Source organism: Pusillimonas sp. NJUB218 (assembly GCF_003788685.1).
In the GTDB taxonomy this organism is placed as follows: Bacteria; Pseudomonadota; Gammaproteobacteria; order Burkholderiales; family Burkholderiaceae_B; genus Neopusillimonas.
In genome coordinates this window covers 217,559-242,554 of sequence record NZ_NQMK01000002.1, presented here as the reverse complement: position 1 = coordinate 242,554, position 24,996 = coordinate 217,559, and the positions used below count along the sequence as shown (strand labels likewise).

At 53.5% G+C, this 24,996-nt stretch carries 33 protein-coding genes; 5 read left to right on the top strand and 28 right to left on the bottom strand.

Features of this window, described 5'->3' with window-relative positions; translation table 11 throughout:
* Positions 1 to 9: 9 nt before the first annotated feature.
* The 6 genes from CHR62_RS03730 to CHR62_RS03705 all read right to left on the bottom strand — a co-directional run bounded on the left by CHR62_RS03730 (position 10) and on the right by CHR62_RS03705 (position 4,428).
* Positions 10 to 318, bottom strand: a complete 309-nt coding sequence (locus tag CHR62_RS03730; RefSeq protein ID WP_123660071.1) for a hypothetical protein — start codon at positions 316 to 318, stop codon at positions 10 to 12.
* Positions 315 to 743 carry a DUF4406 domain-containing protein gene (locus tag CHR62_RS03725; RefSeq protein ID WP_123660070.1) on the bottom strand — a complete coding sequence of 143 codons (429 nt, stop codon included), beginning with the start codon at positions 741 to 743 and terminating at the stop codon, positions 315 to 317. The genes CHR62_RS03730 and CHR62_RS03725 overlap by 4 nt, the downstream gene beginning before the upstream one ends.
* Complete coding sequence (locus CHR62_RS03720; protein WP_233574855.1) at positions 740 to 3,445, bottom strand: toprim domain-containing protein; 2,706 nt, start codon at positions 3,443 to 3,445, stop codon at positions 740 to 742. Before CHR62_RS03720 ends, CHR62_RS03725 begins: the two co-directional genes overlap by 4 nt.
* 88 nt (positions 3,446 to 3,533) lie before the next feature.
* On the bottom strand, positions 3,534 to 3,950 hold the full coding sequence (locus CHR62_RS03715; RefSeq protein ID WP_123660069.1) for a hypothetical protein: 417 nt from the start codon (positions 3,948 to 3,950) through the stop codon (positions 3,534 to 3,536).
* Positions 3,943 to 4,221 (bottom strand): ogr/Delta-like zinc finger family protein, encoded by a 279-nt coding sequence (locus tag CHR62_RS03710; protein WP_123660068.1) that lies wholly within the window; start codon positions 4,219 to 4,221, stop codon positions 3,943 to 3,945. The genes CHR62_RS03715 and CHR62_RS03710 overlap by 8 nt, the downstream gene beginning before the upstream one ends.
* Positions 4,222 to 4,224: 3 nt before the next feature.
* Complete coding sequence (locus CHR62_RS03705) at positions 4,225 to 4,428, bottom strand: hypothetical protein (RefSeq protein ID WP_123660067.1); 204 nt, start codon at positions 4,426 to 4,428, stop codon at positions 4,225 to 4,227.
* Positions 4,429 to 4,517: 89 nt separating this feature from the next.
* On the opposite strand from CHR62_RS03705, the gene CHR62_RS03700 reads away from it, so the two are divergent.
* Genes CHR62_RS03700 through CHR62_RS03690 form a run of 3 tightly spaced genes read left to right on the top strand, consistent with a single transcriptional unit; the run spans position 4,518 to position 5,624 of the window.
* Entirely contained in the window at positions 4,518 to 4,919 is a 402-nt protein-coding gene (locus tag CHR62_RS03700) for a helix-turn-helix transcriptional regulator (RefSeq protein WP_158609084.1), read from the top strand.
* Between the two features lie 17 nt (positions 4,920 to 4,936).
* Positions 4,937 to 5,227 (top strand): hypothetical protein, encoded by a 291-nt coding sequence (locus CHR62_RS03695; protein ID WP_123660065.1) that lies wholly within the window; start codon positions 4,937 to 4,939, stop codon positions 5,225 to 5,227.
* A 46-nt stretch (positions 5,228 to 5,273) separates the two neighbouring features.
* Complete coding sequence (locus CHR62_RS03690) at positions 5,274 to 5,624, top strand: hypothetical protein (protein ID WP_123660064.1); 351 nt, start codon at positions 5,274 to 5,276, stop codon at positions 5,622 to 5,624.
* A gap of 23 nt (positions 5,625 to 5,647) precedes the next feature.
* Here the strand turns inward: CHR62_RS03690 and CHR62_RS03685 are convergent, their stop codons facing one another.
* Genes CHR62_RS03685 through CHR62_RS03655 form a run of 7 tightly spaced genes read right to left on the bottom strand, consistent with a single transcriptional unit; the run spans position 5,648 to position 12,026 of the window.
* Positions 5,648 to 6,688: a contractile injection system protein, VgrG/Pvc8 family gene (locus tag CHR62_RS03685; RefSeq protein WP_123660063.1), complete on the bottom strand. Its 1,041-nt coding sequence runs from the start codon at positions 6,686 to 6,688 to the stop codon at positions 5,648 to 5,650.
* The gene (locus CHR62_RS03680; protein ID WP_123660062.1) at positions 6,685 to 7,140 is read right to left on the bottom strand and encodes a phage tail protein; all 456 of its coding nucleotides are present in this window, start codon (positions 7,138 to 7,140) and stop codon (positions 6,685 to 6,687) included. Before CHR62_RS03680 ends, CHR62_RS03685 begins: the two co-directional genes overlap by 4 nt.
* Before the next feature lie 8 nt (positions 7,141 to 7,148).
* A complete protein-coding gene (locus CHR62_RS03675) occupies positions 7,149 to 9,740 on the bottom strand; it encodes a phage tail tape measure protein (protein ID WP_123660061.1) in 2,592 nt (863 codons plus the stop codon).
* A 25-nt stretch (positions 9,741 to 9,765) separates the two neighbouring features.
* A complete protein-coding gene (locus CHR62_RS03670) occupies positions 9,766 to 9,882 on the bottom strand; it encodes a GpE family phage tail protein (protein WP_123660060.1) in 117 nt (38 codons plus the stop codon).
* Between the two features lie 14 nt (positions 9,883 to 9,896).
* Entirely contained in the window at positions 9,897 to 10,250 is a 354-nt protein-coding gene (locus CHR62_RS03665; RefSeq protein WP_123660059.1) for a phage tail assembly protein, read from the bottom strand.
* Between the two features lie 21 nt (positions 10,251 to 10,271).
* Complete coding sequence (locus tag CHR62_RS03660; protein ID WP_123660058.1) at positions 10,272 to 10,781, bottom strand: phage major tail tube protein; 510 nt, start codon at positions 10,779 to 10,781, stop codon at positions 10,272 to 10,274.
* Positions 10,782 to 10,841: 60 nt separating this feature from the next.
* Entirely contained in the window at positions 10,842 to 12,026 is a 1,185-nt protein-coding gene (locus CHR62_RS03655; protein WP_123660057.1) for a phage tail sheath protein, read from the bottom strand.
* A gap of 230 nt (positions 12,027 to 12,256) precedes the next feature.
* Between CHR62_RS03655 and CHR62_RS03650 the strand changes: the two genes are divergently transcribed.
* Positions 12,257 to 13,267 (top strand): site-specific integrase, encoded by a 1,011-nt coding sequence (locus tag CHR62_RS03650; protein ID WP_123660056.1) that lies wholly within the window; start codon positions 12,257 to 12,259, stop codon positions 13,265 to 13,267.
* 34 nt (positions 13,268 to 13,301) lie between these two features.
* On the opposite strand, the gene CHR62_RS03645 is transcribed toward CHR62_RS03650, so the two are convergent.
* Together CHR62_RS03645 and CHR62_RS03640 are read right to left on the bottom strand one after the other, a co-directional pair.
* Positions 13,302 to 14,066 carry a DNA adenine methylase gene (locus tag CHR62_RS03645; protein ID WP_123660055.1) on the bottom strand — a complete coding sequence of 255 codons (765 nt, stop codon included), beginning with the start codon at positions 14,064 to 14,066 and terminating at the stop codon, positions 13,302 to 13,304.
* Positions 14,067 to 14,217: 151 nt separating this feature from the next.
* Entirely contained in the window at positions 14,218 to 15,012 is a 795-nt protein-coding gene (locus tag CHR62_RS03640; protein ID WP_123660054.1) for a hypothetical protein, read from the bottom strand.
* A gap of 153 nt (positions 15,013 to 15,165) precedes the next feature.
* Here CHR62_RS03640 and CHR62_RS03635 point away from each other — a divergent pair, with 153 nt between their 5' ends.
* The gene (locus CHR62_RS03635; RefSeq protein WP_123660053.1) at positions 15,166 to 16,128 is read left to right on the top strand and encodes a hypothetical protein; all 963 of its coding nucleotides are present in this window, start codon (positions 15,166 to 15,168) and stop codon (positions 16,126 to 16,128) included.
* 1,216 nt (positions 16,129 to 17,344) lie between these two features.
* Here the strand turns inward: CHR62_RS03635 and CHR62_RS03630 are convergent.
* The 13 genes from CHR62_RS03630 to CHR62_RS03570 all read right to left on the bottom strand — a co-directional run bounded on the left by CHR62_RS03630 (position 17,345) and on the right by CHR62_RS03570 (position 24,959).
* Complete coding sequence (locus CHR62_RS03630; protein WP_123660052.1) at positions 17,345 to 18,505, bottom strand: phage tail protein; 1,161 nt, start codon at positions 18,503 to 18,505, stop codon at positions 17,345 to 17,347.
* Positions 18,502 to 19,128, bottom strand: coding sequence for a phage tail protein I (locus tag CHR62_RS03625; RefSeq protein WP_123660051.1), 627 nt, complete (start codon positions 19,126 to 19,128; stop codon positions 18,502 to 18,504). The genes CHR62_RS03630 and CHR62_RS03625 overlap by 4 nt, the downstream gene beginning before the upstream one ends.
* Before the next feature lie 5 nt (positions 19,129 to 19,133).
* The gene (locus CHR62_RS03620; protein ID WP_123660050.1) at positions 19,134 to 20,060 is read right to left on the bottom strand and encodes a baseplate J/gp47 family protein; all 927 of its coding nucleotides are present in this window, start codon (positions 20,058 to 20,060) and stop codon (positions 19,134 to 19,136) included.
* Complete coding sequence (locus tag CHR62_RS03615) at positions 20,057 to 20,422, bottom strand: GPW/gp25 family protein (RefSeq protein ID WP_123660049.1); 366 nt, start codon at positions 20,420 to 20,422, stop codon at positions 20,057 to 20,059. Before CHR62_RS03615 ends, CHR62_RS03620 begins: the two co-directional genes overlap by 4 nt.
* Entirely contained in the window at positions 20,419 to 21,072 is a 654-nt protein-coding gene (locus tag CHR62_RS03610; RefSeq protein ID WP_123660048.1) for a phage baseplate assembly protein V, read from the bottom strand. Before CHR62_RS03610 ends, CHR62_RS03615 begins: the two co-directional genes overlap by 4 nt.
* Before the next feature lie 61 nt (positions 21,073 to 21,133).
* Complete coding sequence (locus CHR62_RS03605; protein WP_123660047.1) at positions 21,134 to 21,598, bottom strand: phage virion morphogenesis protein; 465 nt, start codon at positions 21,596 to 21,598, stop codon at positions 21,134 to 21,136.
* Entirely contained in the window at positions 21,598 to 22,098 is a 501-nt protein-coding gene (locus CHR62_RS03600; protein ID WP_123660046.1) for a phage tail protein, read from the bottom strand. Before CHR62_RS03600 ends, CHR62_RS03605 begins: the two co-directional genes overlap by 1 nt.
* Entirely contained in the window at positions 22,073 to 22,354 is a 282-nt protein-coding gene (gene lysC, locus CHR62_RS15795) for an Rz1-like lysis system protein LysC (protein WP_123660204.1), read from the bottom strand. The genes CHR62_RS03600 and lysC overlap by 26 nt, the downstream gene beginning before the upstream one ends.
* Positions 22,355 to 22,618: 264 nt before the next feature.
* On the bottom strand, positions 22,619 to 23,419 hold the full coding sequence (locus CHR62_RS03590) for an N-acetylmuramidase family protein (RefSeq protein ID WP_233574854.1): 801 nt from the start codon (positions 23,417 to 23,419) through the stop codon (positions 22,619 to 22,621).
* On the bottom strand, positions 23,416 to 23,826 hold the full coding sequence (locus CHR62_RS03585; RefSeq protein WP_123660045.1) for a hypothetical protein: 411 nt from the start codon (positions 23,824 to 23,826) through the stop codon (positions 23,416 to 23,418). Before CHR62_RS03585 ends, CHR62_RS03590 begins: the two co-directional genes overlap by 4 nt.
* Positions 23,819 to 24,184, bottom strand: coding sequence for a hypothetical protein (locus CHR62_RS03580; RefSeq protein WP_123660044.1), 366 nt, complete (start codon positions 24,182 to 24,184; stop codon positions 23,819 to 23,821). The genes CHR62_RS03585 and CHR62_RS03580 overlap by 8 nt, the downstream gene beginning before the upstream one ends.
* A gap of 116 nt (positions 24,185 to 24,300) precedes the next feature.
* Positions 24,301 to 24,507, bottom strand: coding sequence for a tail protein X (locus CHR62_RS03575; RefSeq protein ID WP_123660043.1), 207 nt, complete (start codon positions 24,505 to 24,507; stop codon positions 24,301 to 24,303).
* Positions 24,507 to 24,959: a head completion/stabilization protein gene (locus CHR62_RS03570; RefSeq protein ID WP_123660042.1), complete on the bottom strand. Its 453-nt coding sequence runs from the start codon at positions 24,957 to 24,959 to the stop codon at positions 24,507 to 24,509. The genes CHR62_RS03575 and CHR62_RS03570 overlap by 1 nt, the downstream gene beginning before the upstream one ends.
* Positions 24,960 to 24,996 lie beyond the last annotated feature (37 nt).

Sequence of the window (24,996 nt, the reverse complement as noted above, 5' to 3'; positions counted from 1 at the left end):
TTTTCACAATTAATCCTCTTGGTCACCGGCAGCCAGCTTCATTAGGTCAGGTTTAGTTGAGGCGGCTCTGGAGGGCGCAGACGCTTGTGGTCGAGCGGTCAGAAGTAGTTTCTTTCCATCGAAGCGCATATCCACCTTGCGGGCCTCATCGGCCTGGCTTGCGTGAATGATGTTTTCAAGACAAATGACCAAGGTGGGGTCTTGCAATACAGCGGTCAGGGGGCCTTTCAGGTCGGCGCTCACATAAGCGTCAACCAGCTGCTCTATGGTCCGATGAGTTTTGCCAGTTCTACGACCGCCGGCACAGATCGTATTCATTTCGGCACCCCCGTTACTTCTTTATCTGTGTCGTAATGAGTAGTACCGCTGAATTCGTTAAGCACCTGATCCATAGCGTGCTCGCTTACCGAGGTGGCCGGATCTATGCTGACCGAAATACTCCTTAGCGGCGGGAAATTCCATGCCTCAACCACCTTCATGCACAGTTGCGAAGCGATGTGAAACTCAAGTCGTGCGCCGCGAGACAGCGTCCAGTTCGGCAACAAGAAAATGCCCTCGCAGGTCACAAGCTCTCGAATATCTATGCGCATGCACTGCTGCCATGAGGCGCCCGGCTCGATATTGAGCTCGGCAGGGTTGACCACTGTGTGCCCCTCATCACGCAACAACTTGGCGGCCGCATGAAACGCTGGAAAGTTAAGGTCAGGTAGGCCCGTCATCGGCCCGGCAATGTAGATTTTCATTTGGTTCCTTTTAAAAATACCCAGCAGCGTTCCGAGGTGCTGCCTTTATGGTTGGGGTTCCTGGCATGAATGGCGCTGTTAACCACCCGCTGACCGTCATAGCGGTACCTTCGGCTGGTTTTGAGCAGGTTTTTGAGGTCGCGTACCGAGGGGATTTGCTGCCGGTGATCAGCGGCCACCATTACGAAGTGGTTAAAGTTGATGGCGATTTCGGTTTGAGGGTTGCGCGAATGATTCAAGCGCGGTTCGACGCTATCGTCCCCGTTCAGGAATTCGTACATGTCCCAGAAATCAATCACAAGCGGGTGATCTGAGTTGGTCGCCATTTGGCGTTCGACGGCCATGCGGATGATCTGCTCATGCACCTTGGCGTGCTGGCTATCGGTAATTTTGATAACCAGCCGCAGTGCGTCAGCCAAAGCCATCAACTGCCCGTGGTTCTTTGCTATTCGAACGGTTCGAACGTCTGGGTGCTCGAGGAGCTGCTGCTCGTATATCGGCGCCTTCTCGTTGACCATGGCCATAATGGCGGCTTCTCGCTTGGTTGCCGCCAAGATAAACCCGCTTACCGTCGAGGCACTCGTCTTGGCCAACTGGTTGGCAGCGATGCGCGATTCTGCAGACTGGGCGGCCCGGTCAAAATACAAGTGCATGATCCGCGTCATGATGGCCTCAGACCCAATAACCGGATTGTTCTGGCTGATCACAATGGCACCTCGGAAAGGAGGCTCATAGGTTTCATTGCCGCTGGTGGCCATACCGCGTGAACGGATGCTTCGACCGTTAAAAGCGGTCTTAAGCTCGTCCCAGTCAAACGTCTTTACGTGGCTTTTCCCTTCCCCGATCACCTCCCGATCTGACTCGATCAGAACTACGGGCAAACCGGAGACCTGGGAGAAGTTTCTGGCCCTGCCGGCGTTTGTAGACTTCGATGGGTCAAAACCCTCATAGTGCGTGCGGCCAAAAAGTTTCCACATGAACTCAATAAGCGTTGACTTACCGGCGCCGGCCTCCCCCACGATCTCAAGAAACGGGTAGCTTTCTTGAGACATCCGTATTTGCTCGGAAAACAAGGTTCCAAACCAGAAGGACAGTGCGGCCAAGCCCTTAGCGCCGAACGCACCATAAAGCTGATCTACCCACGCCGTTGTGTACTCGTGCGGTTGCGTGTTGATATGAAGCTCTACCGATTGGTTGAGGCTCTTTACAGAAAGTCGACCAATATCGAAATAATCTTCGTTATTCAGCGGATACAAAGCCCCTTCTTTCATCGCCACGTCGCCCAGGACGTAGCACTTCAACTCTTTGCTGTAGCCGATGAAATCGACCGTTTCAACACGCTTAATGTTGAATAACTGGTTTTTCATGGATCGCTCGAGCATCTGATTGCTGCCCGTGTATACAGCCCCTGGAGCAATACCCAGTAGGCGTTTCTTGAATTCACTGGCGGTGGACACCTGCGAACTCGTGAATGTGTTCTTGACTGGTTGCCCGTCGTGCGGAAAGGCCACACGAAAGTAATACCAAGACTCGTCGGTGATCTTGTTTTCTTGGAAATACAACGGCGTTGGCAAACAGTTCGCAATCTCGCGGATGCTGTTCGACTCGTTCAGAGCGCGCTCCCGAAGCTCTTCAGGAGTTAACCCCCCCTGTTCCTCGTCGATCCGGTTCATCGCGTGCTGATACTTGTCTACGTCGAGCTTGAACCAATAGAGCCGATTGCCGTGGTTGAACTCGAATTCGGTCTGGTTGTTGCTGTTGTTGTAGATCAGCAGGCCTTTTTCGCTGGCTGACTTCGCCGTCAGCAGCGCGCCCTGGTACAAGAACTGTTTACGCCCCTCTTCAGACAAATAATGCTTTTCCGGATCTTCCTGTGCGCGATCCAGCAAGTGCAGATCGCTCCAGTCTTGCTGTGTGCGCCCTTTCTGAGGGATCACCGCAGCCCGGCAGGTCCAGCCTTCCAACTCGGCACGTTCTTTCCACTTCTTGATGTAACGTTGCCCAGCATCGTTTCCGTCCAATGCCCAAACAAGCACGGGCTCGGGAGAGCCTGTGGGCCGGTTCGCCTTAAGTTCCGCGAGGGCTTTTTCCGGGTAATTACCACAGCTCATCAATGACACTGCATCGATGCCATGGTGCATCAATGCAATGGCGTCAAAGATGCCTTCGACCAACCAAATCCATGTGGCACTCATTAAGTCAACGCGTGGTGGCACCCACCATTGCCCGGCGTAAGTGCCGCCATACTTGAACCGTGCCTTCTTGTTGAAACGCCCAGGCTGGTCAATCAGCCGTTCCCACCAGGTGCTGCCCACGTTGAAGCGCACGGTCGCGGTACCGGCGTTTAACTTCTGTTCAAAGTACGTCTCTTGTGTGTAGCAGCCGCGGATCAGGGAAATATCGAACCCTCGGTGTATGGACAGATAGGCCTCTGCAGCCGCGTTGGGGTTTTGCGATGTCGGCGGGTACCGCGTCGACCACTGCTCGAATATGTCGGGATACAGCTCTTTAATGTGAATTTCATACCCACAGTTATTCAATCGGCCGCAGCGCACAACCCAGGGGCTGTCGGCCTTCGTGAACAACTCTTTGCGGCCACATGAAGGGCAGCGTCCCTGACGCAACCACCCACCTTTTTCTTTGAAGTCGAATTCGGTCAGGCGTTGCAATGCGTCGTTCAGGATATCTGGGGACATGCTCATAGGAATTCTTATGGGTATAGGTAGCAGTTACCCCGGGCGCATCGGATCGATCCGCCTCAAGGTGTATTACTGCCTGTTCAGAAAATGCTTAGCTAGAGAGCCGGGCGGTTTCGCCCGACATGGCTGCCGAATACGAAGGTGTGCGTACAGGGGCCAACTCGGCTGTTGACAGCAACTGACGAATGTCTCGCATCGAGAAAACGCGTTTGCAGTTGCGTTCAGGGTCGTTGATAACCAGCATGAAGGCCGTGCTGTTATCGAGGTCCAGGCTCAGCGAAGCTTTGACACTTTCAAACTCGCATAGCGCTCTGGCCGCCAGAGTTTCAGCGGTTTCGCATGACATGGGGTGCAACTCAAGCAGATAGGCAATGGTTCGAAGCATCAGCTGGCCACGATTCAAATGGGCGCCATAGTGCTTCCTGATGAAGCCCAAAGCGCGTATCTGCAGTCCGTCCTGGATATCGCGAACGTCGTTCATGTTCCCGGGGGTGGTGAAGTTATTCATCAAAAATACTCCTCTGGTCGCTCGGGTTGAGCAGGTCATAGACACGCTCTACTTCGGGGCGCGTCAGGATGGGTAAATCGACTTTTGGATTAGGCATGCCGCTTGGTGCGATGGTGCGCACAGCTTCAAGGGTGGCGACCCACGAATGCCCGCATGTCAGGTTTTCACAAAGGAAGTAAACGTCGCGCATCGTGGGACTCTGCTCGATGCTTGTTCTGATCTGTGCGCGGTTGCCGCAGTGAGGGCAGCGCATGCCGATACGCTTGGACATGGCTTAACCAGCGTTACGTTCGACGCGATTTTTTAGATCGGCTAGCCCGCGACGTACGCAAATACGAGCCATATCGGCCAGCGTTCGCATCTCGACCTCGGCTAATTTCTCAATTTCGGCCATTAGCGCATCGTCTAGACGCAAACCGATCATGCGATTTTTTGCAGTTTTTGATGCGCGCGGCACAGGCTTGGTGGTATGTTTCATGGTGTGACACTCGATAACAGTGATGACAAGCGTTATCTTAGTGAGATATTTCTCACATGTCAATCAATTGAATGAGAAATTTTGCATACATGAAACTTGAAATCGGAAGCCGACTCAGAGAAGAGCGGGAGCGACTCGGGTTGTCTCAAGCGCAGCTAGCAAAAATTGCCGGGACTGCGACTAGGACACAAGTGGCTTGGGAACAGGGAGAACAGACTCCAAACGCCGTTTATTTGGCTGTTGTCAGTCAACACGGGATGGATGTCCAGTACGTTGTGACTGGGCAGAGAACTCTCGGTCTTGAACAAATCCAGAAGGACGTACTGCTAGCTTTCGATGCGTTTCAAGCCCTTGACGAAGCCTTAGCGGCGGCAAAGAAAGTGATGCCTGCCGACAAAAAGCGCCTGGCAGCCGAAGCGCTATATCAAGCGGTCAAGAGCGGTGACGGGCAGGCAGCACCGTTGGCAAAGCTGCTTATAAAAGCGGCGTAAGCGGAGGAGATCCCCACATGACGAATGAAAACAGGTCAAACGTCATATTTTTGGCAAGTGGGCGCACTGTATCCCCGAAAAATAATGTTTTCCTTGACCTAGCCAGCCAACTGATCGCCGACCATGCCACGCCAATTGATACAAAACATCATCAACAACAGATCACTGGTGACAACAACCTGCAGCGATCGTCTAATCCCGCTGCACAACAGAGCATTGCCGGAAATTGGAACATACAGATATCGGGTCATAATCCTGAGCTGGACGTCAGACTGGCCGCGATAGAGCGCCTGTTAAAAAAAACCTAAATGTACGCAACATTGTTAGTTAATTAAACGCAGACAGGGGGATTGCATGAAAACCTATACGACCTTGCGCAAAGCTATTGTCAGCATGTTGAGCGCCACAATTGCATTGCTAGCACCGCTTTCAATTTATGCCCAACAAGCTGCGCCCTATACGATTAGCAAGGATGAAACTATGGGTTCAATCAAACGAACTGTCGAAGCTACGTTGCCTGCTAAGGTTGACGAAAAAACCTTAGGCCAGCTTGCCGTCAAAATCAGGGACAGCAACAAAAATAAATTCGGTCTTACCTTCATTGGCTGGCGTGTTGATGGTGAGAAAGCCGATACGTACTGGGCCAACACCCGATTCGATCCGGAAATGAACATTTCCATTATCGGAACACCTGCTGGAAATTAATACGTTCGTTCGGCGACTGAGCGTCACTCAAAAAGGACCGAATCGTCTTCTGTACCGGCGTCTTCTTTATCAAACATTTCTAAGTCCAGCCCAGTCGTCAAACCTGACTCGTTCAAATCGTGCGTCAACTCTCGAACCAGCCAATCAATCTCGTTGATTGGCTTTTTCATGTCCGGGAACAGCACCTTGTGTTGAGCTGATAACTCTGGCCGGCCGTAGGCCATTGAGAAACGCATGGTCGCCAGGCCACGCCTGATGCGCTGCCATTCTGACTGAGCTGCTGCAAGCGCATCGGTCTCGTTGGCGAATGTGTCGCGCAAATGCTTGGCATTGCCGATAACGCCAACCATAACGCTGCGTCGTGTAGTCTTTCGAGGATCCATCCAGAAGGCCTTGACGCCAGTATAGGCATCTCTTCCGGTAATCAAGAAATCGTGCTGGTCTCCATCGCGTCGATAAACTTCATGTACCGGCATATCCTGCCCGCTTGCCGTTTTTGCCCCCCGCACAGGCATGAATAACAACCTGTCGTCTTTCACTGTGGCCACGGCGTCGTAACGCTTTCCGATACGATTCAGAAACGCCGCGTCGGACTCATTGCTCTGATCGATATGTTTGACCACCTTATCGCGGAAGCCCTCCCCAACAATGGCCGTCAGACCATTAGCCAGCGCAATTTCTTCAACAATCTGCTTAATCGTTTTACCGTGAAAACTGCGTTCGGTGCGGGTGCGCAACGGCCCGGTCATATCGGCACTTCTGGCCCGAATAGACACGGTATCAGGCGTCCCGCGATGGCCGGTTTCGTCGACGGTAAAACTGCCTTTGTCGACCAGCCCGGTAGTGCTCCAACCAATGGCCACCCGTATAACTGCCCCTCGGTTCGGTATTTCAAGCAACCCATCGTGGTCGGTTAGGTTCAAGGTCAGCTGATCGGCTTGGTCGTCGCGGGTCTCAGTCAAAGACAGCGACATAAAACGGGGGTTGATCACATCGGCCAAATCGCGGCCGTCGAGCGACAACCGCCATATAGGGCGAGGATACTCAGGGCTGAACACAGTCACATGAGCCCCCTGGGCGATACGCCGGTCGGGCCAAATTGGGGCAACTTAAGATCACCCAGCAGCTGATCGGCTTGGTCTTCGTCGACGCGCGTCAGATTGAGGGAGAACTCAATCTTTCTGCCTTGGCCAAGCTTATCGAAATATGAATGAGTTTCGTCAAAGCTATCGATGATATACACCCCGTGAAAAAGGCCTAACCCGTCTACCAGCGTGAACGCCTTGCCGGTATTGCCCATGTCTCGCAGCATTTTCACTGCCATCGCCGAACCCATCTGGCCCGGGGCAACCCAGCCAGGCAGGGTTAGGGTTTCATCGCCAGCCCCAACGAATTGATAGCCCGCCCTGGCCCCCACTCGGGCATTAGCCGCATGGCGCCATGTGGTTTTACGCTGCAGCGATTGGTGCGCTGCCGTTTGGATGCTGAAAATAAACATACCTAAGGCCATCATCATGACGCCACCTAATTCCCATAATCAGAAAGTGCAGAGCGGGACCGGGCCAACTTCTCGCGTTGGCGCCGGTCAAGTTCGGCCGCGACCGCCCTGCCGATATCGTCAGGGCTCATGCCAGGCGCCGCGTGGATGTGAATTTCTACACGATCGCCCTCGATGGTGATTGGCGTCGCGCTTGACACCGCCAACGGGCTTGCAGATACGCTCTGACTGGTAATGCCTGGCCGCTTGTCAAAACTGACTGCCGGCAAGCTTTGTGCGAACGAGGGAACCATAGCGCCAGCTGCCAGGACACCTGCCGACAGTGCTTTGGCTGCGTTTGCCGCCAACGCCTGGCCACGCTCGATACCCTGCGCAGCGCCTTCGGAAATGTTCTCACCGAAACCAATGAATACCCGACTCGGCGAATTGATACCCAGTTTTTCCTTAAACCAGCCAACCGTACTGTCTGCGACACCGACCACGGCATCTTTAACGCCACTTACCATGCTGCTGATGCCGTTGATCAACCCCTGCATCAACATGGAGCCGAACTCGGTGAACTTACCGGGCAGTTCCACGCCAAAGTAGCTCATAACGGCAGCAAAAGCCTGGTAGAAAAGCCCCACCGGTGACCAGTTTAGAATCAACGCGGCGACACCCGAGACACCCCCGTCAAAAGCGGCTTTAACCTGATCCCACAAGCCAGAAAAGAAAGCCTTAATAGGTTCCCAGTACTGGTAAATCAGGAATGCCGCAATAGCAATGGCGGCGATCGCAGCCACTATAGGGTTCGCCAAAATCGCTTTGCCTAATGCCGAAATAGCCCCGGTGACCAACGGGAGCGCTTTACTGCCAAGAGTAGTCAGCATCGTACCCACACCGGCACCCTTTATACCCAGAATAGTCATCCCATAGCGAAGCATTGCAAATGGCCCAATGATGCCGGCTAACGCGACAGTGATCGCACCCCCGGCCGCGATCACCATAGCCATGACCGCGGCAACTTGCACCAAAGCACTCACGAGAGCGGGATTCTCTACGACCCAAGCTTTTACGGCGCCAACGATATCGGTCAACATGACTACCGTATCTCTCATCACACCGTTCTGCTGCTCTTGCATCTGAATGCCCAGGTCTTCCCATGCGCTGCTCAACTCGTCCAAATCACCGACCAGGTTGTCACCCATAACTTTGGCGGTTTTTGCGGCCTCGCCTTGAGTCTCACGCAGGGTAGCAATAAATTTCTGCAAGTCGCCAGAGCCTGCTTGTTTGACCAACACCTGCAGTGCGCTTACTGCTTCTTCACCTGCAAGGCCTTTTAGCAACCCCGCACGCTCGGTATCACCCAAATTCTTGGTGGCTTCGTAGATCTCGGTAAGTATCTCCGGCATCGAGCGCAGGTTGCCGTCTGCATCAGCCGCAGAGATGCCAAGCGTATCCAATGCTTCAGCTGCTGCCTTGGGCGGCGCAGAAAGCCTGTTCAATATGGCACGCAACGCTGTCCCGCCCATACCGCCCTGAATCCCCGCGTCCCCCAGCTTGCCGGCCATTGCAGCAACGGTCTCGATATCTTGCCCAAGACTCGAGGCGATGGGTGCTGCGTACTTCATCGTCTCGCCCAACATGGCCAGGTTTGTATTAGACCGAGTGAACGCCCCAACAAGCACATCTCCCACGCGACCCATTTGATCTGCGCTGATACCAAAACCAGTAAGAATATTGGACGCAATGTCAGCCGTTTCAGCCAGCTCATTGCCACCGGCCTTAGCCATATCCAACAAGCCGGGCATCGCCTCAATAATTGCCTGGGGTCCAAAGCCAGCCATCGCAAGAAAGCCCTGCCCAGCAGCCGCCTCGGTCGCACTAAACATGGTGTCCGCACCCAGCTGGCGGGCCTGAGCACGCAATGCGGCAAGCTCCTCGCTATCCTTCTCAAGCCTGGTTAAAGACTGCACCTGGCTCATGTCAGCATCGAACTGCACCCCGGGCGCCATAAGCCGTGCACCGGCATAAAGGGCTGCTGAACCCGTAGCCAAGCCGGCTGCACCACCGGCGGCCATGCTGCCAGCCAATTGCTGCGTACGCCCGTATTTTTCACGTGCCTCGTTCAATCGACGCTGCTGTTGGGCCACCTGCGCGAGCTTCTCGCGCTGCTGAGCCAGCTGCTCATTTGTGCGGGAAATGTTGTTGCGAAGCTCGCGTTCGTTCGCACCCAAGTTCCGAGTAGATACCCCCGCTTGGTTGAGGTCGTTGCGCAGACTCTGTAACTTTTGCGATTGCTCACCGTGCTGGGTCTTAAGGCTTTGGGCTGCCCGAACGGCCTGGTCGAACTCTCGCCGCATTGCAGCGGTAGGTTCTTGTGTGTTTTTAATGCCACGTGCCAGCTCTGCGACTCGCCCCTCGGCAGCTTGAAGGCTCGACGCGGTTTGCGACAGACCGGTCTTAAGCTCTCGAAATTGGCCCACCGCACGCTGGGTGGACTCAAGGTCTTTGAGCTTATCGCGCAGCTCTTTAAGCGACGACGCCGTCTGCCCAGAAGAGCCTTGCAGGCGCTTGAGCGGCGCAGACAGCTTGTCTTGCAGACCTGCGATTATTTTTAGTTGTAGGGTCTTGTCCATACCATGCCTGTTGACCCTGCACCCGCTAGGATTCGGGCTGTGAACGCTTGCGGGCTCTTTCCCGCCATTCCATTAATTCCGGTACCGACATGCCGCACATCACATCCGGCGCCCAGTGAAACACCATGGCCAAATCGGCCATGGCTTCATCAACGCTTACTGGAAGGCCTGTTTGTCCTTCTTCTTGACCAAAAAACCGGCCACCTCGGCACCCATTGCAGCCAAATCGGCCGGGTCAACGTGTTGCGCAATTTCCACTTCGGTTAATGCAGGTTCGGTGATCCGTGGCAACAGCTTCTGCAACGTCGTGACGTTCATCATGACCACGTCGATCAGACTCAGCCCGCGCAAGGCCCCTGCGTTTGGACGTCGGATCGTCACGCTTTCCACAACTGTTTTACCCCGTTTCAGGGGGTAGTCGAGTTGCACTGATGCAAAGTCGGTGCGGCCGGATTCGGTGTCTTCTTTAACCGCAACGGCTTGGTTGGTTTCGGATTGATGCTGCGTCATTGCTGCCTCGATAGTTAGTGGTTACAGGCCAAGCGCCAAGCGGAACGGATCCATCAGATCCTTGCCGCCGATGCGCTTAACCATATTTGGGATATCAATCTCAATGATTTCTTCGCCGTCCAACGTCACTTTGTAGTAGCTCAGCGACGAGGTGATCTTTTTCGTCGTGTCGTCGCCGGGCTTGGCGGTACCCATGTCGATTTCGCTATGACGCCCGCGCACAACAATCTCCAAGGCTTTGACCTCTTCGAGGTCATCGCTTTGGAGTGCCCCTGCAAACCGCAGGCCCACACCGTTATGCGTAAGGCTGCCGTATTGCGTCAGAACTTGCTTGATGATCCCGCCAACAGACCACTCCATGGATAGTTTTTCCATACCCAGATCGATGTCGATTGGTGCGTCCATACCGCCGCCTCGGTACTCTTCCATTTTGGTCGTGAGTTTTGGCAGTACGACTTCGGATACTTGGCCAATGTAATTTTGGCCTTCGTTGAACAGGTTGAAATTTTTAATCTTGCGGGGCAGCGACATGGCTTTCTCCGGTATGTGGTGTGACTGCCCGACCTTTAACGGCCAGGCGTATGACTATCGTTAAGCGGCCTGAATAATGCGCTGTGCAAAATCGACCAGGTAGCGGTTCGTGATGCGCTGACGAAAGTTCAGGTTTTCCAAGGGCGGCACCGGCGTGTAGTCGTAATCAATGTAGGCCTTGCCCGAGTAAAGCACCTCGGGGGTGTTGGGCTCGGGATCGAACCAGGCCTGGCCATCGATCAAATAGCCAAGAGACTTCCACTCGCGGAACTTGGAATTTATGCCCTCAAGAATGTCTTTAATCAATGAAGGGTTCATTGGCCCATCTACTGCCCAAAAATGGTTCGTGGCCATGGTCTCGCGCACGACCTGGGCAGTACGCGTGTAGTTCTCGAACGGATACAGACTTTGCGGGCCGGCACATGTACGGCTGCCCCAGAAGCGAAAACCTGTGTCATTAATCAGGGTCGTGATGTCCTTCTCGTTCAGGTACCCCGCGTCAGTGGCCGGATCCTGCAGATCCCAGTACACGTCCTTCGAGATACCTGTCACGCCGTTGACGACGTAGTTAGACAGCGTCTTATGCCAGCCAATTTCCTCGTCCAGTTTGGCGCGCAACCCCAACGCAGCAGCACTGGCGGCAATTGCCTTTTCGGTAGCGGTTGCGGTGTCGAAGCGCGTGAACTCGGGCCAGATCAGCATCAGCTCACGCTGGCCAAAGGTCTCACGTAGTGCTGCGCACTCTTCTTTGGTGGCGCTTTCCAAGTCCGACGCGTAGGCGAACCCATGGAGTTTTTGCGCGATGGTGGCCAACTCCGCAATGACAGACGCATTTTCAAGACCAGGCGCACCTAGAATTCGGGGCTTTAAGCGTGGCGCCCCATTTTGAGCGGCAAGCAGGGCTTTCAACCCTGTGTACTGGCCGCCGGCAGTGGTGGTGCCAATGACATTAGCTGTAGTCGCGGCATCATCAACACCCTCTTCCACACGCACCACAATGGTTAATGGGGATGTCTGTGCTGCCATGGCATCAAGGGTTCGCGCAAGGGTTCCGGTGTCTCCGGCCTTGCCCACCGCTGACCGGATATTGGTCAGCAATACGGGACGATTCAACGGAAATAAATCGGGGTCAGCATCTTCGGCAGTTCCCACAAATCCCACAATGCCCGTTGAGATAGTGCGAATTGGGCGTGAACCGCCGTCAATCTCTGTGACGCGTACGCCGTGGTGATAATCGGTAGCCATGTTCGACCTCTGCAAATGACGGTGGAGTGAATAGTCGACATGCTGACGCCTCGAGCTGCTTCTTTCAGCACTCGGGGCTTGTTTATAGGCTATTGCAAAGGTGGGAAACGTCGGCGTTAAGGAAACACCATTTTTATGCGGCTGTTATTGCTTAAAAAGCCATACCAAAAAAGCCAGTAATTGGCCCTATGCAACAGGTACAGCCGAACATCGTGAATTTTTTTCTAATTATGAAAACTATCTCACGAAAGAGCCTGCGCCGAAAGACTACTCCAACTTTGGCTAGCGCGCTAGAGCGGTACCTTGCCGAAATTTCGGTTGCCAAACGAGGTGGCCACAACGAACACTCGCTGGCGAAGGTATGGTTAAAGACACCACTTTCCCAGCGCCCTATAGGCAGTATCTTCAGCGCCGACCTGATCAGAATGCGCGACGAATGGCTACTGAGCCTGAAGCCTGCCACGGTAGTTCGAAGGCTGGCGATCATATCCCACCTTTACACAGTTGCCCGAAAAGACTGGGGCATGAGTATGTTGGCCAACCCTGTGCAACTCGTGCGTCGGCCAGTGGTTCAAAACGGACGCACACGTCGCATCTACACTCGAATTATGCTGCGTGGGGTACCCACAGCGCAGTGCCCTCGTAACGAGCTAGAGTGGTTAGTCAACGCGACCCGTAGCCCCGAGCTGCCCATCATCATGGCACTGGCCACAGAAACTGGGATGCGTCGCTCTGAAATCGCAGGAATCCGCAGAGAAAATATCGACCTGGTACACGGCACAATCTTTCTGGCCATGACCAAAAACGGTGACTCCCGGTTCGTGCCGCTGACGCCCTTGGCAAAGCACCTGCTGCGACAGTTTGTAGCCAACAAACCAACCCGGGGGGAAATTTTCAGCATCAGCCCAGAGGCAATTACGCGCGCATTTATTCGTGCCCGAGAAAAGGCACGCAGACAGTATGAAGACCTGTGCCACAAATATGGGCGCAAACCGCGCGATGAGTACTTCAACGACCTACGATTTCACGACCTTCGCCACGAGTCGACTTCGATGCTGGCCACAGTTTTCGAAATGCACGAGCTGGCCAAGGTCACCGGGCATAAAGACACCCGTATGTTGCTTCGCTATTACCACCCACACGGGCGGGAGCTTGCTCAAAAGCTGGCACGTAGCGCCCTTGGCAAGCGACAGATCGAGAAGCTGCGTAACGCCCGGGGGCAAGAGGCTGGGCATGTCTGAGGATTCCTACATCAAGCCCCCGAAATCAGGGTTCTCAGACCCAGCTTTGGATGATCAGTTCACTGGCCTGATTGCCGCTGCCGCCACCCACGGTATAGCGGATAGGGACCGACTGCATACTGAACCCCTTGAACAGTTTACGTACGTCGGGATGATTGTTCAGCGTAACAATCGCCTTGCCTTTGAGGCTGGCCAGCGTGACGGCCAACTGCTCATATTCAGACCATGGGAAGTCATTTCCATAGCCGGTGGTCTGCCAGTAGGGCGGGTCCATGAAAAAGAAGGTGTGGGCCCGGTCGTAGCGTTTAACGACGTCTTGCCATGGCAAGTGCTCAATAAACACCTGGGCCAAGCGCAGATGCGCAGCCGACAAGCTCTCCTCAATACGCAGCAGATTAAGCCCTGGCTTAGTCGTAGTTGCCGTGCCAAAAGTTTGATCAGCCACCTTCGCACCAAAGGCCATTTGCTGCAGGTAGAAGAACCGCGCCGCACGCTGGATGTCCGTGAGCGTTTCAAGTGGCGTCACCTTCAACCACTTGAACATTTCGCGGCTTACCAGCGCCCACTTGAACTGGCGCACCAACTCTTCGAGGTGGTGTTGAACGACCCGGTATAAGTTGACCAGTTCGCTGTTCTTGTCGTTTAGCACTTCGACCTTTGCCGGGTGCGGCCGCAGAAAGAACATAGCCGCACCGCCGGCAAAGGGCTCGACATAGCATTGGTGCTCAGGAAATAAGGGAATCAATGTCTTGGCCAGGCGACGTTTGCCGCCAATCCAAGGAATAATGGGGGAATGCATGATGTGACAACCTGTTATTCATGATAACCTTGGCCCGCCTGTCGACAGGTGGCGCGGCCTTGGCCATTTCATGCAGGCCTACTCTGCTGAAGCGGGTTGTACCGGGTGTTGACGCACCCCGTACAACGCCGCGTCTTTTACAAGCCTTTGCTTATGCGATTTCCGGCGCCGTCCACACAATGGACTCCAGCGCCGTTTTGTTTTGTGCACTGCGGGCCGCGCTGGCCAAGGCCGCGTTATGGGCCATGCAAGCAAGAATCACGAGTTTGGCGTCACGGCCTACGCGTTGAATTTGCTCTGCAGAATGCATGCGGAAATCCCACACGCCGCCAAGAGAACACCAAAACGGGGTTTGCCAGCCCTCGGGCAAACCCGGCACTGTCGAGTCAAGCACAGATGCCGTGAGGTTTTGTTGGTCGGTAGCCAGCGCCGGATAGTGATGTTCTTCGCCCAAGGCCGACGAAGCGAATCCGGCATAGATTTGTGCCTGACACTCTCTGGACAGCTCGGAAACTTTTTCAGCGATCAACGCAGCCAGCTCTTCTTGTTCGTTGAGCACCCATGTACCGCTTGCCCAGTGGTGGTATTTGCTGGGCCGTTCGGACAAGGTCAACCAGCTGGGTAGCGGGCCAATGCCATCGTAGGCCTGGCCGTCGACGTCCTGGTCAATTTCGTACTTGCTACCGTCTGATGTTAGATAAAGGTCTGCTTCCCGATAGTCGCCGATGATCTGCCAAGCACTCGTACCAGGTCGGCCAAAATTCGGATCCAGTAATGGGAGCTCATCACCCCAACGCGCCCGCTCGTTTTCACCAGCCTGCGGCGGTGCAACCAAGACACAATTACCCGGTACCAGGTACTCACCATCAGGGTCCGGAAGCACCGACTCCGGGTACATAAAGAGTCTGGTCTTTGGGTCGATTCGGTAAACGGTAATGGGTTGCATGTTCGTGGCCTCAAAGTAATGAAGGCACTATGCCCCACGCGCGCGCGACCGGCTATTGGTTGGGTTTGTGTATCTGGGATAACGTACTGAACGCAGCGCCAGCACTAAATTCCTGCGAAACTTTCGGCGATCAACACAATATCAAGGTGAACCATGCTTCAGACGTTCGTATTCAAGAATAAAGATGGCCGAGACGGCATCTTTCAAAAAGATGACGACATCGTACATATTTTCCTCGAGCTGTACCCCTTAGACATATACGAGTGCACCCGATGGCACTTGTGGGAACAACAAATTGACAGCGGATACATTAAAGGTGATCGAGACTCACCCTCGGCTGACGCAATCAGCTTTTTTATTCGCAAGTATGCAGAAAACGTAAGCCATATAGTTCAGGACGTCGTACAAGTTGACCAGCCTGGGTACTACTTCCCTAGAATGAATCGCGGAAGCATTCGCTTCAACTACGTAAACGATGCCTTTCATCTTGACATGAGGGCATACCGAAATATCCAAACGTCGCTAGATAGCTTGTTTGACGTGCTAGAACCCCATCCAAAAAACTTCGTTAGTTACGGCCACAAAATCCGGGAGTTATTGATACTAACGTGTACCGAAGTAGAGTTCCTCCTTTTAAAGGTCCTGACTGAGAACGGCTACCCCGAAAAAGACAGGTACTCGACCCGTGACTACGTAATATGTCTAGACCTATTAAAACTCGACCAATGGAAAGCTGAGCTAATTCAGTACCCATCAATCAAAACTTTTGCTCCTTTTGCCAATTGGAGCAAGGACCATCCGACCAATAGCCTTCCATGGTACCGAGCATACAACGCTGTGAAACACAACCGTGGCGATAACATCGACCAAGCAAACTTCGAGCACGCGCTGGACGCTGTCGCAGCTTTACACGTCCTTCTATCGGCACAATACGGGAATCAAATTTTTGACAGCTATCAACAGCGCACTGAAGAACGAAGCATATTTGTAAATGTGGCTACCCCTGAGTGGTCAGTTCATGAGAAATACGCACCAATTTTTCGTGACGAAGGCTGTATCGCACAATGGGCCTCCGCTCAATATTTTGCAAGCCACCCCTCACCCGGAAATGGATGAAAAAACAAAATATAAAAAGGCCGCATTATCACTGCAAATGCGAGACTGCTTGGAACGCACAAAAATGACAGCATCAGAAGTCATGAGCACGGGTGGGGCGAGCTGCCAGGAAGCCCCGCGATGTATAACGTGTTAAATACGTATGCCGCTGGCGCAGTAGCTGGATATTTAAGCGCGAGTGGCGCCCCGGTGCATTCAGGATCGTTAAGAGCATCAGGAGGCCCAGAGACGAGTCCAATCAATGCCGCCTTTATGCCGTTCATAAACTTATGACGGGCAAAAGTGCCGTGTTCGTCGGGCGGGTTTCCTTTGCCCCGGCATCTGGCAGAAGTGCGTTTATCGATGAATAGCCCTGCGTTGAGCCTACGCCAATCGAATACGCTAGTGTTACAGCATCTGTTCCGATGATTCGCCAACCGGTGTTGTTAACTCTCACCTGAGCGTTTTGCTTTGACCCGATCGCTCGCGCATTTGCAGAGATGCGTTCACCTGCCTGCAAATGCGAGGGCGTTAGGGACGACTCAATCCGATGCCCTGCAAAACATCGTTGCCAATATTCAACTTGCTGATTTTTACAGTCCTAGTGGCGCGATGTTTGCTGATACATCGGCGGGCACAAACAGTGGCCCCGCATCGGGCCAGTCAAGAACTTTCACTAATGTCTTTTTCGATGCCTCCCGCGCAGCCCGCACAGCCTTAGAAACTCGCGGGATAAACGCTGCTTTTCTACCTGTCATAAATTTATGAGAGGCAAAAAAGCGGTGTTTATCGGCCTAGTGTCTGTGCCACTACCAACGCCAAATGCAGTCTCCGGACTAAGAGCTTTATACGAAGCACCGGCAGCGCCGGCATCAATTGCTGGTGCCCCGTTGCCAAGAATAAGCGAATAGCCTGGGTTCGCGGTGAGCGGAAGTCGCTGCACCGCCTGTACTTGCTTCGATCCCAACACCCTCGCATTTGCAGGAAGGTGTACACCCCGCTGCAAATGCGCGGACGCTTGGTTCCAGACAATTCGATGCCTTTCAAGGCCACTGGCACGAACTGTTTGGGCAACAAACAGTGGTACCGACAGGCTCGGAGAAAAGCGTGCCAGGATCGGGGGCAAACGCGGTTTCCCTGTCTATTAACGGCGTTAGAGCACCTATTGCAGACGGATCTAATGGGACCCCGCGCGCAGCCTCAGAAACTCGAGGATTAAATGCAGCTTTAACGCCAATCATAAATTTATAACTGGTGTGAACCTTGTATGTTCAGGTGCGGTCTCAGCTGCACCGTATGACGTAGACATTTGCGTCGTTCCCGTCCCCGCATAGAAGTTAAACACGCCGGTAACGACGGCATTGACGTTGGTATTTGGAGGGGTGTTTGAGATTCCATGTTGGTGCTCTGCAAGCGAGTGCTGCTTGTATTCACCCAAGACCGCCGCATTTGCAGTGTCAGCGTCAGTTCCTAAATTTCGCCAGAACATATTGTCCTGATTTGGCACCTTTACCATGTTCCCGCCTACCTCCGCGAAATACCCCTCACCGTCTACATAGTCGGCCGAGGGCACCAGCAGATCGTTCTCCTGAATCCAGGAGAACAGCCCTTTGTACTTGGGCAAGGTTTTATCAAATGTGCCGCCACGAAGCGCGATCGTCCATGACCGGGCTGCACGGTCTAAGGTCTGCGCCGGCATACCACACGACTTGGTTCGGTACCCGGTCAACCATTCGTTATCCGTCCACCACATTTCGCCAAGTCCTTTGACGAAAATGATGTCGCCGATTTTCTCATCAGGAATAGCGTCCCAGACCGATGTCGTTTTCACCACTCCGGCGGCAACAACTCTGCCCCGGCTGTCGACAGTAAAGATCGGGTACTCAGTCTCGTTGCCATAATCACCAGGTATTACCCCAGACGGCATTGCAAATATATCGTCGACATACTTGCGGGTGGCCATGACGATGGATGGATCAATCTTCAAGGAAACAACCGACGTGCTGGCCAGCAGCAATACCACCCGGATAACCTGATTGCGACCAGAGCCTTCGACCAAAACTGGTTTATATGTGGGCGGCACGCTTGCCACGGCTATCAAGTCACCGGCCAGATCTCGAATGCCGATTTCGCGGATCCACCACCCCCCCTCATCCTCAGGGATAACCTGCTCAACAATAATCTGTGAACTATTGTCTGGGTCAACCATGACCGTGTTTATAGCTGCACTACGAACCATGTTGACCAGGCTGGTCTGGATGCGGCTAGGTACTGGAACTACACCGTTACCGTCGCCGACCTCCATAGTGGCGTAATTGACCTTGGTACCAGTAACTGCTGCATTTGCATGTTTAGCCTCACCAATGGCGGTCAGGGTAGTAAAGAAAATCTGGCTCATGTTTGTGGCCTCACGCTTAGGATATCGATAATGTGTGTCGCGGCCTGGTAAGCAGGTACGCTAGAAATTTGAATGTCCTTGGGGTCTGGGGGATAGACCGTTGTCGTATCACCTAAAAACGTCGCTGCACCGACGTAGCAAGTCCCTCGGCTTAGCAAGGTAATGCTCAAGCCCAGCATATGGCGCGACAATGGCTTGGTGACGTCAATCAGCCGCTCGAGCTCGCGATAAACCTCTTCGGTAATGCCTTCGTTGTTCACCCCAATCTCAAGCCGGAACGTCCCGCGAGGCCCAACTGGATCATCTTGAAACCATTCAACGACTTTAAGCAGGTAGCCAAAAGGCTCGACTACCCGACGCAAAGAAGCAATGGTGCCCTTGCGCTTGTGCACATAGAACGCTTCGCGGATTACCTTACGCTTGGTTTCCTCGGGCCACGACTCGGACCAACGGTCGACAGACACTTCCCACGCGAGATAGGGTAAAAAAGCGGCCGGCGCCGTATCAGCTCGGGTTACCTGAACGATGACTGTGGCGTCCACCAATTCGATGTCTGCACCAACCTCTGCAATTTTTCGCTCTAAAGGCGTGCTGTTCTGGGGTAATAGCGTAATTCTGGCCATACTGACTAAGCACCCGACGCCTCGTCGGCATCCATTATTTCAATCGCCGTACAACGCGCTGCTTGACTGTCGAGCAAGACAATATCAGCAGCGGGTTGAATTATTTCAACGCGTTCAACCCCCTCTACGTGCATCAACGCATCCAGCATTGACAGCCATACCGACCGGCCTTGCCGCTTCCGACGGCTCACATAATCGGTTACTTGCTGCCGGGCAAGATCGAGCGCCTGAGCTCGCCCAGGGCCAGAAGTCTTTATATGTACCTTTGCCTGTACCTGAAAATCGACGATCTCAGCTGACAGCACTGTGACCCGATCGCCTAACGGCCGAACATCCTCCTCGTTAACAGCATCTGCAACAGTGGCCAGCAACTCCGGGCTGGCTGTGCCATCGCCCTCGAACGAAAGAACGTAGATTTCGATATCACACGGCACGGGGCTAATAGCCCTGGCATCGATGACACGACCATCGGCAGACCGTGCATGAAACTCATAGGCCGCCCGCGGCCCAGCAACAGACAGACCTTCATAAGCATCTTGGATGCGCTCAAGAAAGGCCTCATCACTTTCCATGATTAGCGGTAAAGGTGGGGAAGCATTCGGGTCAGCCGCTTGAACAACCAGACGATATACGTAGTACCTCGCACCGATATGATCCAGATCAGAGCCCTTCGCAAATGCCAGCAGCACGCGACGCACGCATTGGTTGACGCGTTCGCGGATCACCATTTCACGGTAGGCGTTCTCCTGCATCAGCTTCGACATGGGCTCGGACTCGAGAGCCAAAGTCTCATACACCTCCTGCCGCACATCTTCGGAAAACAAATCCACCAGCCGTTGCTTTCTTGCGGAATAAATACTCTCGAAATCAATCACCTCCAGCGCATCTGGCACTGGAAGCAACGACAAGTCGATAGGTGAAGAGGATGTCATGCAGTAGATCCTTGATACGCTGGAACCGTTAAGGAAACAGCTCGTCGACGCCCTTCCAGGATGGCCGTTCCAGAGATCTCCAATTCGGCACCCCCCGGATTATTTGCATCAACCACCAGTGAAACGCGATTCAGTCGCAACCGTGGCTCGTGCATAGCCAGTGCCGTCGCGGTAGCTGCGTAGAGTTGAATGACCGTGTATTCATTCATTGGCTGGTCAATCAGTTCGGGTAGCAAACTGCCAAATGTCCGGCGTTTGATGCGGGTACCAACCCGCGTACCAAGTATCTGGTTGATCGACTGCCGCAGGTGCTCGACGTCTACGGTTGAGCGCCCCGACTCTGGGTTCATACCAATGCTCATTTAGGCCCATCCGTATTGGCACCACCAGGCTGCACTCCACCGTGGATATGTAAGTGAACCACAACACCATTAGAGGAAAGATTGCCGCCCGAATGAACGATTTCCCCCTCGATCGAAGTTGTGCCACCCTCCCCGTTCTGTCCGGACATCCCCGCCAGATAAGACAGCAAACCCTCAATGGTGTGCTTGCCGGTTGATGTGCTTTGAGGTGTATCCAGGGTGACAGAATTACCAGCCTTCAGCGTAATAGAGTCAGACGCGTGGATCAGCATGCTTTTGATGCCTGTCACGATGAACTCGCCAGTCGCATGGTTGTACTTGGCCACGGCGCCGTCAGGGTACTGACGTACGGTTTCATCGGGCGAGTGACTTGGTGGCGGATTCGAGTCTGATCCTAACGAACAAAGAATATACGCGCCGGCTATATCGCCGCCCGGCGACAGCAAGATAACCTGTTCACCGCGGGTAGGAGGATCCCACGTCTTTGTCTGCCCCGAACGGCGCTCGCACCACGGACGCCAATCGGTCTGCAAATTGCCTGTTTTGACGCGAACACGGGGGGGGTCGCCGTGGTCGATGTCCATGATCGTTCCAATGCGAATCAGATTCTGAATTAGGCGGGCAAGCTCTTCGTTACTCATACCCGACATGATGGGCAATTGCTTACGCGCGTGCGTGGGCGCTGGTTTGTATTACCAAGTTACCGAAAGGTCAGTCGAGCGCGGCGAGGTGCCTTAAGTAGGCGTCAGCAATCGAGTCGAGTTCCTGTTTGCTTAAGCCCAGTAGCTCCCGCTTTGGAGTAATAAATTGTTGGCCCGTGCGCGATGTGTGCTTGTCGCCGTACTGGTGAACAATGGCTATCATGCCGGCACGGCCGCGAAAGCCCACGCTAAGACCATCCGAATCGGATTCCACCTTAAGATATCTTTGCGTGCGCAATCTGGCGAACATTGCCCTACGCTTGATCGTACCTTTCTTGCTGCGCAGGCCTTTGCTTTGACTTTTGCGAGGTGCGTAGGCGGTTCCATCAGGATTTCTCTGACTAGCTATACGAGAGGCCTGTGACCGTCTAAGTTCGTAGGCCACACGCCGATTAACCGCCCGCCTCTGAGCAGGGTCGATTTGCAGCAGCAACGCAGCAATCCAATCATCAATCTGTTGGATATCGTCAACCATCAAAACTTGGGCGCCCAGGCAGGAACGCTGAATATACCCAACGACTCGCCACTCGACTTATCTACCAGCTCTATCGAAACGCCCTCAAGTGGGAAGTCTGGGTGCACAGGTTCACCAACGTGCGCAGCCTTCAGCCGGCCATCGACCTCGCTAACTATGACACGCTCAGTCAGGTCGACCTGAAGCGACAAGTCAATAGTGTCTTGATTCAAAATTTCAGCATCGAATCGAATCAGGTTATTTGAACGCTCCTGGTTTTCAAAAAGCTCTGGTTGCTGCGTACGAAGGTAGGCCAGCATCGGCAAGACGATTTGATCCGCATGGTTTGGGTAGTCCTGCACTATGACGTTAAGCGTGTATTGATACTCATAAGACAAGCTTGCCGCCCCGCGAGAGACCACGCGGCCAGCATCTAAAAAGACCTGAAGCTTATCTGGGTCGCGTCGAAGATATGGATTCGCTCGTGTGATAATTTCACGGATCGCGTCGGGCTTGAGCATCAGTAGCGGCCTTTTGCTGACAGTTGTAAATCATATCGACCTGGGCCGCACACAAAGCCCAATCGGCTTCAGTTTGCTCTAATACCAGATTCAATTCGCCGTTCGTTCGTGGACTCGCCGCCTGCATCACGCAAGGCACTACCGGTGGGCACTGGTTTAGCGTAATCTGCGGCACCTCGCGCGGCCGGGCGCTCCCGCAACCTGACAATATCAGCAGGCAAAGACTGATCAGCCCAAATACGGATTTCTTGCACATCGCTTTGTAACCTCCTGATTTCTTGCTGTCGCTCATTTAGACTGAGCTGAATCTTACTGTTTGCTGCTAGAAGCATTTGAATACCCTCGACTTGCCCCCGGTTGAGCTCGACGACCGAGTCCACGTTCTCGATAAGTTGAGTTATCGCCCCTGACTGCGCGTTGATCATGTCTTTTTGCGTTGCGATCGTGCGCCACATAGACCAGATAGATAGCAACAAAGCAACACTTATTAAATAGGGCAAAGCCCGCGTAAGAAGGGCCATCATGCGGCCTCCTGAAGAGCTTCTGAATGCCGCTTATATGCTCTGGCCAGCTTCACGTCGTACAAGTTATCGGCATACGCCGGGCCGTTGTACAGGCGCGCAAAAGTTGACCACCGCCTTTGCCTTAATGCCCTATGAAGGTCTTTGTCGGCCAAAATGAATCGAACAAAGGTTCGTAACTGGTTGCACTCACTTTCCTGCTGATAGGCAACAAACTCTTCAACAGACTTAAAGCCCAGTGACTCAGCATGAAACCCCATGATCTGGAAGAGTCCCCAACTACAGGACTCAAACGCAGCTGATGCATTGATACCCTTGGCAACGCTTAGACGCGTATATTCACTGATGCCACCGGCATAACCACCTCGGGCCTGATTAACCACACCCGGGAACTTCTTTGCCCAAGGCTGAGGGTCAATCTTTCGGGTGACCAGTTGACGCCAAAACACATGGCGCTCAAACAAGATCACAGGCAAGTTATCCCTTACGAAACCCAAACCCCGTGACTCGACCTCGTTGACTGCCAGAATGCTTGCAAGGTCGACCTCAAGGTCAAGCGCCGCTTGGCTCAAAGTGGACTGGCGCAACAACCTGCCAGTCTCTTGCCCCTTAAGCACCGCTTCAGTCTTAGGCCCGTATATGCCATCGACAACCAGCTTTGCCCGTGCCTGAACCTGACGAACCACGGCCTGGGTAGAGCGGTCATAAATATTGGTCTGCTCAAGTTTGTAGCCAGCCATGTACAGACGGCGCTGAAGGTCGCCGACATGTGCCCCAGTATCGTTTAATCGAATTATCACGACTGTCCCCCTTGGCGCTTAGCTCCGAAGTACTTGTCGCTGTAGGTCTCAATCACCTTGGCCCCACCCCAACCTGCCAGAGTGACAAGCGCCAACTGCAAGAAATTATTCGTGTCTGCGGCCTCTGCAACGGCATACGTCACCAGACCCGCAACAAATCCAACACCAATTCCATAGGCTAGCTCTTTGATCAGCTTAGACACGAAAACCGACTCGTTCTTCAACCTGAATGCCGTATTGGCCATAGATGCGCAGATAGCGCTCATCAAATTGATCACAAGATCAACCGCCGTACCGGTGGTGTTCAGATGCGCCCACAATGACAATTGAGAGGCATAAACGGACGCGCTCATGGAATAAGAGCAAATGATAATAAGCAGGTCTTTCTTTTGAAAAAATTTAGACATGTATCCCTCGGCATGCTTTCTGGCTGATAACCCCGTCGCGGATACAAAACATCATCCCGGCTAATGCCAACATAACGTAGTAGCTGATAACCGTGACCAGTCCCTCTTCAATGTGTCGGTTGACGATGATGATCGTGCCGTAGTAACAAAACACTGGCGGCAAGAAAAGCAACGGCCTGCGACGACTGAATATCGCCATCGCCGGCTGGATACGCCGACAACTTAAAGAGGTGCAATATCGAATCATGGCCATTAGCCCATCGATGGCTAATAAGCTGCCTGCGCCAATCAGACATGTAATGATCAACAACGAACTGCCATACATCTGCAGTGCCTGATAGAAAATCGACGAGGGCACAAACAAACCTGACAGTCCTTGGTACAACGTCAAGAGGCCATAAAAAATCCGCATGGGCCAATCAGCTGATGCATTCATGCTGAGATAAGTTCGACGAGTGCCGAGTCTTTTTAATGTCAATCCCATAGCTTCACCGTATCAACTGTTGTGGTTCTAACCACCACGTCTGGTAACACCACCTTGGTGCCATGGGCCAGTATTGGCCCCTGATCAACCAATTTCGGATTCAACTCGTAAACCTGCTCAACGACGTCACGAGTTGCACCTAAATACCGCCAACAAAGCGAATCAACCGTGTCGTTTTGATGTGCGTAAACAATCATCAAAGGGCCTCTATGGTTGCCCGGGGCTTACCTAGCAAATCGCTAATCGCCCATCGCATAGTTCGGCGGGAATAATCAGGTAAATCTTCCTGATCATCAACGCGACGATCACCCGCTCCGGTGGTATCGAAGTCCCGGTACCGCTCTACCAGTTCGGCCTTGGCATAGAAGTGGACAGCACGCAGGTAAAGATCGGTAAGCCTACCCTCCGGCATGCCGTCAGGGTTCGTTTCACGCAGCTGCTCGGACCAGTCAGCCAGCTCATCGTTTACAGAGTACGCAGCGTTCAGCAAGGCCTCATGCAGACGATCTTCGGTGACCGTCCCGTTAAGCCGAATTACGGACCGTGCGTATGCAAGCTGAAGGTTAGGCCACCAGTCCTGCTGAATAGATTCAGGCGCGGAACCAGAGTCTGGGTTTTGCGGATCTGCAGCAGCTACAGCAAAAGACATGATCAAGTCCTAGTGTGGCGGTGGGCGGGCGTCAGGG

What these genes read in the sequence shown, in the direction of transcription:
- CHR62_RS03705 (WP_123660067.1), bottom strand. Translation starts at nt 4,428, where the DNA reads ATGAAACATACCACCAAGCCTGTGCCGCGCGCATCAAAAACTGCAAAA.
- CHR62_RS03575 (WP_123660043.1), bottom strand. Translation starts at nt 24,507, where the DNA reads ATGATTGTTTACGCACATCAAAACGACACGGTTGATTCGCTTTGTTGG.
- CHR62_RS03640 (WP_123660054.1), bottom strand. Translation starts at nt 15,012, where the DNA reads ATGCAACCCATTACCGTTTACCGAATCGACCCAAAGACCAGACTCTTT.
- CHR62_RS03725 (WP_123660070.1), bottom strand. Translation starts at nt 743, where the DNA reads ATGAAAATCTACATTGCCGGGCCGATGACGGGCCTACCTGACCTTAAC.
- CHR62_RS03670 (WP_123660060.1), bottom strand. Translation starts at nt 9,882, where the DNA reads ATGGCCGATTTGGCCATGGTGTTTCACTGGGCGCCGGATGTGATGTGC.
- CHR62_RS03680 (WP_123660062.1), bottom strand. Translation starts at nt 7,140, where the DNA reads ATGATGATGGCCTTAGGTATGTTTATTTTCAGCATCCAAACGGCAGCG.
- CHR62_RS03710 (WP_123660068.1), bottom strand. Translation starts at nt 4,221, where the DNA reads ATGTCCAAGCGTATCGGCATGCGCTGCCCTCACTGCGGCAACCGCGCA.
- CHR62_RS03675 (WP_123660061.1), bottom strand. Translation starts at nt 9,740, where the DNA reads ATGGACAAGACCCTACAACTAAAAATAATCGCAGGTCTGCAAGACAAG.
- CHR62_RS03720 (WP_233574855.1), bottom strand. Translation starts at nt 3,445, where the DNA reads ATGAGCATGTCCCCAGATATCCTGAACGACGCATTGCAACGCCTGACC.
- CHR62_RS03610 (WP_123660048.1), bottom strand. Translation starts at nt 21,072, where the DNA reads ATGTCGGGTATGAGTAACGAAGAGCTTGCCCGCCTAATTCAGAATCTG.
- CHR62_RS03570 (WP_123660042.1), bottom strand. Translation starts at nt 24,959, where the DNA reads ATGTCTTTTGCTGTAGCTGCTGCAGATCCGCAAAACCCAGACTCTGGT.
- CHR62_RS03600 (WP_123660046.1), bottom strand. Translation starts at nt 22,098, where the DNA reads ATGCTCAAGCCCGACGCGATCCGTGAAATTATCACACGAGCGAATCCA.
- CHR62_RS03620 (WP_123660050.1), bottom strand. Translation starts at nt 20,060, where the DNA reads ATGACATCCTCTTCACCTATCGACTTGTCGTTGCTTCCAGTGCCAGAT.
- CHR62_RS03585 (WP_123660045.1), bottom strand. Translation starts at nt 23,826, where the DNA reads ATGTCTAAATTTTTTCAAAAGAAAGACCTGCTTATTATCATTTGCTCT.
- CHR62_RS03715 (WP_123660069.1), bottom strand. Translation starts at nt 3,950, where the DNA reads ATGAATAACTTCACCACCCCCGGGAACATGAACGACGTTCGCGATATC.
- CHR62_RS03625 (WP_123660051.1), bottom strand. Translation starts at nt 19,128, where the DNA reads ATGGCCAGAATTACGCTATTACCCCAGAACAGCACGCCTTTAGAGCGA.
- CHR62_RS03655 (WP_123660057.1), bottom strand. Translation starts at nt 12,026, where the DNA reads ATGGCTACCGATTATCACCACGGCGTACGCGTCACAGAGATTGACGGC.
- lysC (WP_123660204.1), bottom strand. Translation starts at nt 22,354, where the DNA reads ATGTGCAAGAAATCCGTATTTGGGCTGATCAGTCTTTGCCTGCTGATA.
- CHR62_RS03650 (WP_123660056.1), top strand. Translation starts at nt 12,257, where the DNA reads ATGAAAACTATCTCACGAAAGAGCCTGCGCCGAAAGACTACTCCAACT.
- CHR62_RS03690 (WP_123660064.1), top strand. Translation starts at nt 5,274, where the DNA reads ATGAAAACCTATACGACCTTGCGCAAAGCTATTGTCAGCATGTTGAGC.
- CHR62_RS03630 (WP_123660052.1), bottom strand. Translation starts at nt 18,505, where the DNA reads ATGAGCCAGATTTTCTTTACTACCCTGACCGCCATTGGTGAGGCTAAA.
- CHR62_RS03605 (WP_123660047.1), bottom strand. Translation starts at nt 21,598, where the DNA reads ATGGTTGACGATATCCAACAGATTGATGATTGGATTGCTGCGTTGCTG.
- CHR62_RS03645 (WP_123660055.1), bottom strand. Translation starts at nt 14,066, where the DNA reads ATGCATTCCCCCATTATTCCTTGGATTGGCGGCAAACGTCGCCTGGCC.
- CHR62_RS03665 (WP_123660059.1), bottom strand. Translation starts at nt 10,250, where the DNA reads ATGACGCAGCATCAATCCGAAACCAACCAAGCCGTTGCGGTTAAAGAA.
- CHR62_RS03660 (WP_123660058.1), bottom strand. Translation starts at nt 10,781, where the DNA reads ATGTCGCTGCCCCGCAAGATTAAAAATTTCAACCTGTTCAACGAAGGC.
- CHR62_RS03730 (WP_123660071.1), bottom strand. Translation starts at nt 318, where the DNA reads ATGAATACGATCTGTGCCGGCGGTCGTAGAACTGGCAAAACTCATCGG.
- CHR62_RS03615 (WP_123660049.1), bottom strand. Translation starts at nt 20,422, where the DNA reads ATGAGCATTGGTATGAACCCAGAGTCGGGGCGCTCAACCGTAGACGTC.
- CHR62_RS03695 (WP_123660065.1), top strand. Translation starts at nt 4,937, where the DNA reads ATGACGAATGAAAACAGGTCAAACGTCATATTTTTGGCAAGTGGGCGC.
- CHR62_RS03635 (WP_123660053.1), top strand. Translation starts at nt 15,166, where the DNA reads ATGCTTCAGACGTTCGTATTCAAGAATAAAGATGGCCGAGACGGCATC.
- CHR62_RS03700 (WP_158609084.1), top strand. Translation starts at nt 4,518, where the DNA reads ATGAAACTTGAAATCGGAAGCCGACTCAGAGAAGAGCGGGAGCGACTC.